Annotated in this window: 9 protein-coding genes; 7 read left to right on the forward strand and 2 right to left on the reverse strand. The window is 67.6% G+C overall.

Features of this window, described 5'->3' with window-relative positions; genetic code table 11:
- Window positions 1-10: 10 nt before the first annotated feature.
- Genes AR540_RS02470 through AR540_RS02490 form a run of 5 tightly spaced genes read left to right on the forward strand, consistent with a single transcriptional unit; the run spans window position 11 to window position 5846 of the window.
- Complete coding sequence (locus AR540_RS02470; RefSeq protein WP_059226270.1) at window positions 11-976, forward strand: sugar ABC transporter substrate-binding protein; 966 nt, start codon at window positions 11-13, stop codon at window positions 974-976.
- Window positions 973-2511, forward strand: a complete 1539-nt coding sequence (locus tag AR540_RS02475) for a sugar ABC transporter ATP-binding protein (protein WP_059226271.1) — start codon at window positions 973-975, stop codon at window positions 2509-2511. The genes AR540_RS02470 and AR540_RS02475 overlap by 4 nt, the downstream gene beginning before the upstream one ends.
- Complete coding sequence (locus tag AR540_RS02480) at window positions 2495-3484, forward strand: ABC transporter permease (protein ID WP_059226272.1); 990 nt, start codon at window positions 2495-2497, stop codon at window positions 3482-3484. Before AR540_RS02475 ends, AR540_RS02480 begins: the two co-directional genes overlap by 17 nt.
- Window positions 3481-4434: an ABC transporter permease gene (locus AR540_RS02485; RefSeq protein ID WP_059226273.1), complete on the forward strand. Its 954-nt coding sequence runs from the start codon at window positions 3481-3483 to the stop codon at window positions 4432-4434. The genes AR540_RS02480 and AR540_RS02485 overlap by 4 nt, the downstream gene beginning before the upstream one ends.
- A gap of 8 nt (window positions 4435-4442) precedes the next feature.
- Window positions 4443-5846: an LLM class flavin-dependent oxidoreductase gene (locus AR540_RS02490; protein ID WP_059226274.1), complete on the forward strand. Its 1404-nt coding sequence runs from the start codon at window positions 4443-4445 to the stop codon at window positions 5844-5846.
- A gap of 76 nt (window positions 5847-5922) precedes the next feature.
- Here the strand turns inward: AR540_RS02490 and AR540_RS02495 are convergent, their stop codons facing one another.
- On the reverse strand, window positions 5923-8391 hold the full coding sequence (locus tag AR540_RS02495) for a PAS domain S-box protein (RefSeq protein ID WP_059226275.1): 2469 nt from the start codon (window positions 8389-8391) through the stop codon (window positions 5923-5925).
- Between the two features lie 509 nt (window positions 8392-8900).
- Between AR540_RS02495 and AR540_RS02500 the strand changes: the two genes are divergently transcribed.
- Complete coding sequence (locus AR540_RS02500) at window positions 8901-9350, forward strand: DMT family transporter (RefSeq protein ID WP_059226276.1); 450 nt, start codon at window positions 8901-8903, stop codon at window positions 9348-9350.
- A gap of 180 nt (window positions 9351-9530) precedes the next feature.
- A complete protein-coding gene (locus AR540_RS02505) occupies window positions 9531-10763 on the forward strand; it encodes a glutamate carboxypeptidase (protein WP_059226277.1) in 1233 nt (410 codons plus the stop codon).
- A 146-nt stretch (window positions 10764-10909) separates the two neighbouring features.
- Here the strand turns inward: AR540_RS02505 and AR540_RS02510 are convergent, their stop codons facing one another.
- A complete protein-coding gene (locus tag AR540_RS02510) occupies window positions 10910-11881 on the reverse strand; it encodes an endonuclease (protein WP_059226278.1) in 972 nt (323 codons plus the stop codon).
- Window positions 11882-12062 lie beyond the last annotated feature (181 nt).

A 12062-nucleotide genomic window follows, 5' to 3' on the forward strand; every position in this document is an offset into this window, starting at 1 on the left:
AAGGATAGCCATGTCCCTGCGTACTCTGCTCCGTACCCTCCTGCTGGTGCCGTTGCTGGCCACGACCGCGCTGGCATCCGCCGACGAGATCCCCTCGCTGGCCGGCAAGCGCATCGCCATCAGCATGACCGGCACCAGCCACTACTTCGACCTCAAGGCGTTCCAGGCCCAGGTGGAAGAGGTCAAGCGGCTGGGCGGCATTCCCATCACCCTGGACGCCGGCCGTAACGACAAGAATCTGGTCACCCAGCTGCAGACACTGGTGACCCAGAAGCCGGACGCGGTGATCCAGACCCTCGGCACCCTGAGCGTGATAGATCCCTGGCTGAAGCGCATCAAGGCGGCGGGCATCCCGCTGTTCACCATCGATGCGCCGTCCCAGTACAGCCTCAACAACACCACTTCCGACAATGCCGCGGCCGGGCGAGAACTCGCCGAGCAACTGGCCAGGGACTCTGGGGGCAAGGGCGACATCCTGGTGTTCAATGGCTTCCAGGGGGTACCCGTGTGCGCCATCCGCTACGCCGAGCTGCGCAAGGTGCTGGAGGCCCATCCGGGCTTGAAGATCATCCAGCCCGAGCTGCGCGATGTGATCCCCAATACCGTGCAGGACGCCCGTGGCCAGATCGCGGCGCTGCTCAACAAGTATCCCAGGGGACAGATCGCCGCCATCTGGTCGGCCTGGGACATTCCCCAGCTCGGCGCCAGCCAGGCGCTGATCGAGGCCGGGCGTACCGAGATCAAGACCTATGGCGTCGATGGCACCCCCGAGGTGCTGGAACTGCTCAAGCGTGACGACAGCCCGGTGGGCGCGGTGGTCGCCCAGCAACCGGCGCTGATGGGCCGGACCGCGGTGCAGAACGTCGCTCGCTACCTCGCTGGTGCGCGCGACCTGCCCAAGGAGACCCAGGTGTCGACCCTGCTCACCACCCGCGCGAATCTCGACCAGGTCGCGGCGCTGCGGGGTGATCAGTGAGTACGGCGGTGCTCGAACTGCGCGGCGTCGCCAAGCGCTATGGCGTGACCCAGGCGCTGGCGGGCGTCGACCTGACCCTGAGGGCCGGCGAGATCCATGGCCTGATCGGCGAGAACGGCGCCGGCAAGTCCACCCTGATCAAGGTGCTCGCTGGCCTGGTGACTCCCGATGCCGGGGAGTTGCGCCTGGACGGCCAGTCATTGCTCGGCGCGGGTCCGCGCGAGTTGGCCCGCCGTGGCGTGTCCATCATCCACCAGGAGCGGCTGTTGCCGCCCAACTTCACCCTGGCCGAGGCCTTGTTCTTCGGCCAGGAGCGGCGCCGCGGCCCGCTCCTGGATCGCCGCGGGCAGGAGCGGGCGGCGGAGCGGCTACTGGCCGAGCGCTTTGGCCTGGACTGCCGCGCGCGAACCCGGGTGGCGGAACTGAGCAGCGCTGAACAGCAACTGCTGCAGATCAGCCGGGCGCTGCTGGGCACACCCAAGGTGCTGGTGCTCGACGAACCGACGGTAGCCCTGGCCCATGGCGAGGTGGAGCGCCTGCTCAGGTTGCTGCGCGAGTTGCGCGATCAGGGCCTGGCCTTGCTCTATGTGTCCCACTATCTGCAGGAGGTCGAGCGCCTCTGTGACAGGGCCACGGTGCTGCGTGGCGGCCAGGTGGTGGCGGAGGTGAAGCCCAGCGTGACGCCGGCGGCGGCCATGGCGCGGTTGATGATCAATCGGGACCTGGGCGAGGCCTATCCCAGGGCCCGGGCAGCGCCGGGCGAGGTGCTGCTGGAGACTCGCAAGCTGGGCCGTCCGGGCGCCTTCGCCGAGGTCGACCTGCAGGTGCGCCGCGGCGAGGTGGTCGGGGTGGCCGGACTGGTCGGCTCGGGCGCCAAGGAGTTGCTCAAGACCCTGTTCGGCCTGTTGCCGGTGACCGAGGGTGAGTTGCTGCTGGAGGGGCGTCCGCAACGTTTCGCCCATCCCCGGGCCGCGGTGCGGGCGGGTCTGGCGCTGTTGCCGGAGAATCGCCGGCAGCAGGGCGTGGCCCTGGACCTTACCGTGACCGAGAATCTCACCCTGGCCGCCCTGGAGCGTTTCAGCTGGTTCGGTCTACGCCGGCCAGGCGCCGAACGCCAAGCCGCACTTCGATTGCGCCAGGCGCTGGACATCCGCACCCCGGACCTGGAGACGCCGGTGCGGCACCTCAGTGGTGGCAACCAGCAGAAGGTCGCCCTCGGCAAATGGCTGGCCCGGGACGCGCGGCTCTATCTGCTGGACGAACCCAGCGTGGGCATCGACCTCGCCGCGCGAGCCGAACTCTATCGCCAGGTCGCCCGGCTGGTGGAGCAGGGCGCCGGGGTGTTGATCCTGTCGGTGGACTTGCCCGAGTTGCTCAACCTCTGCGATCGCATTCACGTGATGCACCGCGGACGATTGCTACCGGCGCGCCCGGCCAAGGAACTGAGCACCGAGGAGCTGCTGGCCACCGCCACCGGCGCTCTGGCACCGGCTGCGGACGCGACGAGGAGGGCGGGTCTTGGCCTCGCATCCTGAACAATTGACCGCGCCCGCCCTGGGTGCGTGGCTGGACGTCTGCCGCCACGGCGCGCTGCTGGCCTTCGTGCTGATCGCCGCCCTGTTCGCCTGGCGGGCGCCAGGGTTCCTGGGCGCCGGCAATCTCGCCAATATCCTGGCCCAGGCCGCCATTCCCGGCATCCTGGCGCTGGGCCTCACCCTGGTGATCGTCGGTGGGGGTGGCAACGTCCTGGCCGGGGGGCTGGATCTGTCGCTGGCGGCCAATCTTGGACTCTGCGCAGCGGTCCAGGCGATCCTGGTCAACGCGGGGTACGGCGCGCCGCTGGCCATCGGCCTGACCCTGGCATGCGGCCTGCTGGTAGGGACGGTCAACGGCCTGGCGGTGACCCTGCTGGGCCTGTCGCCGCTGCTCACGACCCTGGCCAGCCTCAATGTGGTGGCCGGGCTGGAACTGGTCCTGAGCGAAAATACCGTGCTGCCGGCCAGCGCGCCCTGGCTGGATGGGCTGGCCCTCGGCAGCCTGCTGGGCATCCCGGCTCCCGGTTGGGTGCTGCTGGCGACCGCCCTGGTGCTGGCGGTGCTGCTGCAGCGCACCCCCTACGGCCTGCGGTTGGCGGCGGTGGGCGATCATCCCGAAGCGGCGCGGGCCGCGGGCCTGCCGGTACGGGCGCTGGTGTTTTCCAGCTATCTGCTGGCGGGTGGTTGCGCGGGCCTGGCGGCGCTGCTGTCGGTGGCCTGGTTCAGCGGTAGTACGCCCGGGTCCGGCGAGTTGCTGCTGCCGGTGGTGGCCATCGCCTTTCTCGGTACGGTGTTTTCCTGGCGCTCCCAGCCGAGTGTCGGCGGCACCCTGCTGGCGGCGTTGCTGGTGGGCATGCTCGGCAATGGCTTCCAGTTGCTCGGAGTGAGCAGCTTCCTGGTCAATGGCGTGCAGGGCACGCTGATCCTGCTGGTGGTGGCAGCGGCCAGTCTGCGCAAGGAGGGCAGCCGATGAACGCGACCCTCGCCCTCGGCCGTCCCGGCCTGCGCCTGGCCTTGCCGCTGCTGTTCCTGACGCTGGTGGTGGTCTTCGCCCTGGCCGCGCCCGGTTTTCTCAGCCGGGGCAACCTGCTCAGCCTGCTGCTGAACAATGGCCTGGTGCCGGTGCTGGTGGCCCTGGGGCTGACCTACGCCATCGCCGCGGGCGGCATCGATCTCTCGGTGGGCATCGCCCTGGACCTGGCGGCCTTCGGTTGCATCGCCCTGCTCAACGCCGGCTGGCCGCTGCCCGTGGCGCTTGCCGGTGGCCTGGGGCTCGGGCTGCTGGTCGGCCTGGCCAATGCCCTGCTGGTGGCCGGCGTGGGGCTGTCGCCTTTCCTCGCCAGCCTGGGGCTGCTGTTCATCGGTACCAGCCTGCAACAACTGCTGTCCGAGGGCGGCCTGCCGCTGTACCTGAGACCCGAGGTCAGGCCAGCCACGGGCAGTTGGCTCGGGGTGCCGGCGGCGGTCTGGACAGTACTGTTGCTGGCCACGCTCTACGGCCTGGTACTGGCCCGTGGGCGCCTGGGCCGCGCCTTGCTGGCGCTGGGCAGCCAGCCGCTGGTGGCGCGTTACTCGGGGCTGGCGCTGCGGCGCCTGGCGCTCTGGACCTGCCTGGCCACTGCCCTGGCCGCGGCGGTGGCGGGAATGCTGCTGGCCCTGCGCATCGATGCCTATGTGCCGCTCTCGGGCAATGCCTATCTCATCAATGGCATCGGCGCCGTCTTCATCGGCGCCAGCCTGAATCGCCATGGCCGGCCCAACGTGCCCGGCACCCTGCTGGGCGTGCTGCTGCTGGCGGTGGCCGCCAACGGCCTGCTGCTGGTGGGCTGGAATTTCTACTGGCAGCAGGTGGCCACCGGGCTGCTGATTCTCTTGGTGCTGACCCTCAATCAACTCGCCCGGCGCCACGACGCCTCCCATTAGGAGTCTCCATGTCCCGTGAAATCCGCCTCAACGCCTTCGACATGAATTGCGTGGCCCACCAATCCCCCGGACTCTGGCGCCACCCGCGCGACCGCTCCTGGGACTACAAGGACCTCGAGTACTGGACGGAGCTGGCGCAGTTGCTCGAACGCGGCCTGTTCGACGGTCTGTTCATCGCCGACGTCCTCGGCCTCTACGACGTCTACGGTGGCGGCCCGGAAGCCACCCTGCGCGAGGCTACCCAGGTGCCGGTCAACGATCCTCTGGCGCTGATCACCCCCATGGCGGCGGTGACCCGCCACCTGGGCTTCGGCCTGACCGCCTCCCTGAGTTTCGAGCATCCCTATCCCTTCGCCCGCCGGCTCTCCACCCTGGATCACCTGACCAAGGGGCGCATCGGCTGGAACATCGTCACCTCCTACCTGGAAAGTGGCGCGCGCAATCTCGGCCAGTCCGCCCAGGCCGACCACGATGCCCGCTACGACTACGCCGAGGAATACCTGCAGGTCGTCTACAAGCTGCTGGAAGGCAGCTGGGAGGAGGGCGCGGTGGTGCGCGACCGCGCCTCCGGTCGCTTCACCGATCCGGCCAAGGTGCATCCCATCGGCCACCACGGCCGGCATTTCCAGGTACCGGGCTACCACCTCTGCGAACCTTCGCCACAACGCACCCCGGTGCTCTACCAGGCCGGCGCCAGCAGTCGTGGCCGCCAATTCGCCGCCGAGCACGCCGAATGCGTCTTCGTCGCCGCGCCGTCCAAGACGGTGCTCAAGAGGACGGTGGCCGATATCCGTCGGCGGGCCGTCGAGGCGGGTCGTGATCCGCGCCAGGTGCTGATCTTCAATCTGCAGACGGTCATCGTCGGCGCGACCGATGCCCAGGCCCGGGCCAAGTGGCAGGACTACAAGGACTACGTCAGCTACGAAGGCGCCCTGACGCTGATCTCCGGCTGGACCGGCATCGATTTCGCCGCCTACCGCCCGGACCAGGTACTCAAGCACCTGCACACCAACGCCATCCAGTCGGCGGTGGAAGCCTTCTCCACCGCCGATCCCGGCAGGCAATGGACGGTGCAGGAGCTGGCCGACTGGGTCGGCATCGGCGGTTTCGGACCGCTGCTGGTGGGTAGCGCCGCGACGGTGGCGGACGAGCTGCAGAGCTGGGTCGAGGAAACCGATGTGGATGGCTTCAACCTGGCCTATGCGGTGACCCACGAGACCTTCGCCGACGTGGTGGAGCTGCTGGTGCCGGAACTGCAACGGCGCGGCGTCTACAAAGGCGCCTACCGGAGCGGCACCCTGCGCGAAAAGCTGGGCGGTGCCGGACCGCTGTTGCCGGCGGAGCATCCCGCCGCAGGCTATCGGGACCTGGCGCGGCACCGGGACCAGCCCAAGGTGCGCCAACCAGCCTGAGGGCCTGACGCGCCTGGCAGGCCACGCTTCCCTCTCGGCGAATACTCCGGGGAGCGACGGGCTGTTCAGTCCGTCGTCAGGGTACCCAGTGCGCGGCCGCCTCTTCCAGGATCTCCTGTAGGCGCCGCGACAGCTCTTCCACCGAATAGGGCTTGTGGATCAACTCGAAACCCTGGGCATTGTTGGTGGCGAGGACGTGGCTGTAGCCGGAGGTCAGTAGCACCGGCAGGCTGCGATACAGGCGTCTGATCTCGATGGCGAGTTCCAGGCCGCTCAGGCCGGGCATGACCACGTCGGAGAACACCACGTCGTAGTGTCCTGGCCGCTCGGCGAGCAGCGCCAGGGCGAGTTCCGCGCTCGACACCAGCTCAGGGCGATAGCCGAGATCCCGCAGGGAAGCGACGGCGAAGGTGCCCACGTCGAGGTTGTCCTCGACCACCAGCACCGCGATGCCGTGGCCATCGGCGACTGCCGGCGGTGTGCTGGTGATCACCGGGCCTGCCTCGCCAGTTACCAGCGGCAGGTAGAGGCGGAAGGTGGTGCCACGCCCGACCTCGCTGGTCACGCGGATCTCGCCGCCGGATTGCTTGATGAAGCCGAATACCTGGCTCAGGCCGAGCCCGGTACCCTGGCCGACTCTCTTGGTGGTGAAGAAGGGTTCGAAGATCTGTTCCAGGTGTTCCCGGGCGATGCCGCTGCCGGTGTCGGTGATCGACATGACCACCGCCGGCAAGTCGCTGCCTGCCTGCGACGGGCTTTCCGGAATGGCGGCGACGGTTTCGATGGCGAGGGTCAGACGACCGGCACCGTCCATGGCATCGCGGGCGTTGACCGCCATGTTCACCAGGGCAGTGTCGAACTGGCCGGGATCGGCGTAGACCAGGCAGGGCGTCTCCGGCAAGTCCACCTCGATCTGGATGCGTGAGCCCAGCAGCGTCCCCAGCATGTCGTGCAGGGCGCGTACGTTGGCGCTCGCCGAGAACACCTCCGGCGTGAGGGCTTGGCGCCGGGCGAAGGCCAGCAGCTGTCCCGTCAGCTTCGCCGCGCGGTCGATGGTCGTGGAAATGGCGTTGATGTAGCGGTCGCGCCGTTCTTCGCTCAGGTTCGGACGTTTGAGCAGATCGCAGGACGACTTGATCACCGTCAGCAGGTTATTGAAGTCGTGGGCCACCCCACCGGTGAGCTGGCCGATGGCCTCCATCTTCTGGGACTGGCGCAGGGCATCCTCGGCATTAGCCAGGTCCAGGGCGTTCTGCCGTTGCTCAGAGACGTCGCGGACCGTGGCATAGATTAGCCCGTCGTTGTACACGGCATTCCAGGACAACCAGCGATAGGAGCCATCGCGGTGACGGTAGCGGTTCTCGAAGTTGCTCACTGGCTTGCCCTGCCGCAGGGCACCGAAGGCCTGGCGCGTGGCGGCCAGGTCGTCAGGATGGACGAAGGACACGAAGGGCTCGGCCTTGAGCTCCTCCAGCGTCCAGCCGAGCGTCTGTACCCAGGCCGGATTGAGGCTGAGGAAGAAGCCGTCGAGACTGGCCACGCAGAGTGGATCGGTCGAGCACTGCCAGATCTGGTCGCGTTCGGCCGTGCGCGCCGAGACCTGGCGCTCCAGGTCATCATTGAGTGTCGACATGGCGTCGGTGCGCGCCCGCTGGGCCTTTTCCGCCAGGATGCGACCACTGATATCACGCGAGATACAGATGATCTTCGGGCGGTCGCTGCCGGCCACCTCGAACGGCGAACAGGACACCTCCCACCAGCGCGGTTCGCCCCGCGCCGTCGGGCAGAAACCCTCCACCCGTGTCGTCCGTCCCTCAGCCGCCGTTGCCACGGCCTGGCGGATCTTCCAGCCTTCTTCTTCCGGCCAGAGCGCCGCGTATTCCTGCCCGAGAACCTGGTCCACGGACTGCAGCTGATTCAGCTCCAGGCCCTGGCCGTTCATGAATTCGATATGGCCTTCGGCGGACAGCACCTTGACGCAATCCAGGCTGGCCTTGAGCAGGCTGCGCGAGAAGGCCTCGCTGTGCAGGACGTTGCGTGCCGCCTGGAAGCGGCGCTGCGCCGCTATTTCCAGGGCGATCATGCCGGCGAACAGCTCGAAGGTCGCCAGCACTTCCGGGCGACTGGGCTGGGCGGGCCGCGGATCTATCGCGCAAAGAGTGCCGAAAAAGCTGCCATCTTCCAGCACGATGGGTACGGAGATGTAGCTGCGCAAACCGTACTGCCGGGGGGTGTGGTGACTGCGGTAGCGGTCGTCCTGCGCCACATCGTCGATCACCACCGGCTGCCGGTGGTCGCGGATCTCGTCGCAGATCGTCGATTCGACCACCAGCTCGTCGCCGGGCCCGAGGCCGAAGCCGATGAGATCGAGGGTGCAGCAGGCGATCCAGCGATCATCGGTCACCCGCGCCACCGCGGCGAAGCCCATGCCCGTCAGCCGGCACACCGTGTCCAGGATGCGCGGAATCGCGGCGATCTCTGCCACGAGGTCGACGTCTTGCGCGAGACTGGAGGAAAGGCTGGAAGTCGGGGGCGTGGTGCTCATCGGACCGCTCGTACGTCGCCCGGGCCGGGCAGAAGGGGAATTAGCGAGCGACCGGCTGACGCCTTCGCTACGGGATGCTCGAGGCAGTCGTTACAGGCCGTGCTCGGCCAGTATAGCGGTCGCCCAAGCGCAGCGGTCGATCGTGTTATTGCGATAACGGATAACTTGCGCACAGCGCGGCCTCCTTCGTCCTCTTGGCCGCAGGGCGCGCCAGGTTGCTCCCTGCGGCCACCACGACTCGTTCCTCGGGCGGAACCGCTGGGCCCCGACCAGGGCAGGCCGTGATCAGGCCGTGAGCGGAGAGAAGGGTGGCTGGCGCAGGCGACGAACGGCAAGGCCAGTATCTGCGCGCGGAACCACTGGCTGGCTGCCGCGCAACGCCCGGTGCAGAGCCTGCGCAGGGCATTGCGGCGGCACTTTCGGGCTGGACGTCCGGTCGTAACTAGGCTTCGCCTGGTCGGTGAGCCGGCCCCGCGTCTTTCCCCACGCTCCGCTCCGAGACGACTCCTATGAATACCGCGAATTGGGCTTACCTCCTCATCGTCGTTGCCGGCTTCCTGCAGGCCGCGGGCGCGGCCATGAACGGCTCGCTCAACAAGGCCTTGGTCAATCCCTGGCTGGCCACTTCCGTGTCGTTCGTGATGGTCACCTTCGTGGCGGTGGGGCTGTTCATCTGCATGCCCAGGCCGCTCCCGTCGGTCAATCAGATCGGCGACATGCCCTGGTGGGCGCCTCTCGGTGGCATCGCCGGTGCCGTCGCGGTCTTCGCCGGACTCCTCTTCATCCAGCGGCTCGGTGCGGCTCCGGTGAATGGGGTCACCATCACCGCCAACCTCATCGCCAGCCTGGCCATCGATCATTTCGGCCTGTTCTCCATGGAGCAGCACGCAGTCAACGGTTGGCGCCTGCTGGGTGCGGTCTTCATGATCGCCGGGGTCGTCCTGATCGCTCGCTTCTGAACAGCCACAGCTATTCGTCCTATGCCGGCTTGCCCTTCCGCCGGAAAGGCAACAGTCGCTACCTCTCCTGGCCTCGCTGCTTCAGTTCGGGGTTGCTGGGGTGCGGCCCGAGTTCCCCCTGCGTCCTTGTTGCGACTACAGTTGTCTGACTAATTAAAACAGACCAACAGGGAAAGCCCGATGTCCGCTTCGTTCTTCCGTTCGACCCTCGCCGCCGTTTTCGCCGGCTGTATCGCCTTGCCCGCCAGCGCCGCGCTCGACGAGCGCGTCAAGTCCGCTGCGGAGCAGGCCAGGACACCGGCCCTCAAGCTGCTGGAGCAACTGGTGAACATCGACTCGGGTTCCGGCTACGCACCGGGTTTGACCGAAGTCGGCAACCTCGTCGGTGCCGAGTTGAAGAAGCTCGGTGCCACCCTCCAGCAGGTACCGAACACCGCGCCGGACCGGAGCCAGCATCTGGTGGCGACGCTGAAGGGCACCGGCAAGGCCAGGATCCTGCTGTTGGCGCACCTGGACACGGTGTTCAAGGAAGGGACGGCCAAGGCGCGGCCATACCGCACCGACGGACAGCGCGCCTATGGCCCGGGCGTGTCCGACGACAAGGGCGGCATCGTGGTCGCCCTGGCGGCGCTGGACATCCTCAAGACCCTCGACTTCAAGGACTATGGACAGATCACCCTGCTGCTGGACGCCAGCGAGGAAACCGGTTCCCCGGCCGCCACCGAGCTGATCGCCAGCACCGCCAAACAGCACGATGTGGTGCTCAACCTGGAGCCGGGACGCCCGGCCGATGGCCTGGTGGTGTGGCGCAAGGGCAGTGCCACGGCCGTGGTGGAGGTCAAGGGCAAGGCGTCCCACGCCGGCGTTTCCCCGGAACTGGGGCGCAACGCCGCCACCGAGGTGGCGCACCAGGTACTGCAGCTGGGCAACCTGGGCGACGCGGAGAAGAAAACCTCGGTCAACTTCACCGTGATCGAGGCGGGTGACCGGATCAACGTGATCCCCGACCATGCCGTCGCCAAGGCCGATGTGCGCGCCGCGCTGCCGGAGGAGTTCGACCGGGTGGAACAGGACCTGGCACGGATCGCCGCCAACAGGCAGGTTCCCGATACCGAGGTGACCACTCGCCTGGAGCGCGGCCTGCCGCCGATGCCGCAGACCCCGGCGAGCGATCGGCTGCTGGCCATGGCCCAGGGCATCTATGGCGAGCTGGGCCGCACGCTGACCGTGGAAGGCAGCGGCGGCGCGGCGGATGCCAGCATCGCGGCCGGCGCCGGCGTGCCTACCCTGGATGGCTTCGGCATCGTCGGCGGCAAGCTCCACACGCCCGAGGAGTACATCGAGCTGGACAGCGTGGCGCCGCGCATCTACCTGCTCACGCGGATGCTGGTGGAGCTGTCACAAGGCAAATGAAGGGCTCGCTCCAGGCGGGCGGCCGTCCGCCGGATGCCGACTCTCCCGCACCCACGGCAGGCCGCAGCCGTAGGTGAGGGTTTCGTTGCGCACAGGTGCTCAGGTACCGCAGGGGCAACCTGCCTCCGGGTGAGGGCACCCAGGCCTCAAGGCGAGCAATTGCCCGCCTTGGTGAAACCTGCCGCCTGCGCCTCGGCTTCGGAGGCGAAGCGAACCTGGTTCTTGGGCGACACCTTGGCATAGCTCGGGCAGCCTATGGCCAGGTGATAGACATGGCTGTTACGGTTGCCGATGATCGATCCCGACCGGGTAGGCAGAGGGTCCGTGGTGTCGGCCGGGGGAACGGGTGCAGACGTGGGTGCCGGCAGGGCGCTGACGACCCCGTCCCCGATGGGTTTGTAGCCGAGGGTCCAGTGCCGCTCACCGGACACGAACGGATTGGCATGGCCCATCACCGCGGCGATCCGTTGATCCCGCTGACGCTCCCAGGCGGTCACCGGATGCTGCTGATCCCAGGCCATCAGCAATTGCTGCTGCTGACGCGACATGTTCAGGGCGTAGCGATCGAACATGTAGAAGGTGACGCGAGCGACCAGGCCCTTGACGTCATCCCGCGGCTCGGCGACGCGCTCCTGGAAGTCGACCCTGGTCGAGCAGCGACCGTACTGCGGCGGCATGCCTTGCGCCATGCCGTAGTTGAAGTTCGCGCGGTCGCCATTCACCTCGCCCACGGCGGGATAGAGGTTGAAGAGGTCGGCTTCCATGGCGCGGAACACGGGGTCGTCGGCGACGCAGTGTTCCCGTCCGCCGTTCTGCCAGCACTGGCGCTGATGGCCGAAGGTCCAGGCGGGGACGATGTGTTCCCACTCGGTGCGTTCGCCGCGGGTTTCCTGCTTGCGCGCCTGGAAGCCACAGGAGGGCGCATCGACCCGTCCTCCGGACTTGCCGACCCACGCCCACTGGCAACCGCAGTAGAGATCGCCCTGGGCGCTGGTGTTCTGGTCGAAATAGACTTTTTGTCTGGCGATTACCTTGGCTTCAACGAAGGTGTCGGGTGCGGTTGCGTGAGCGGAGGTGGCGAGCAGTGTGGCGAGGAAAAGCGACAGCAGAAGGCGCATGAATCTTCACAGGTGAGAAAGGGCGCCGAATTGTATAGCTTTTGCCACGGCGACTGGCCGCTAACGCTGACTGCCGCCCTGTCCCGGCGTCGAGATCCAGTCAGGGAGCGCGGACCTTGGTTGCCCATTTAAGAGCGTAGCTGCTACTTCTTTGCCATTCCGGACCGACCTGCAGGCTGAG

The organism is Pseudomonas sp. EpS/L25, assembly GCF_001512295.1.
In the GTDB taxonomy this organism is placed as follows: domain Bacteria; phylum Pseudomonadota; class Gammaproteobacteria; order Pseudomonadales; family Pseudomonadaceae; genus Chryseomonas.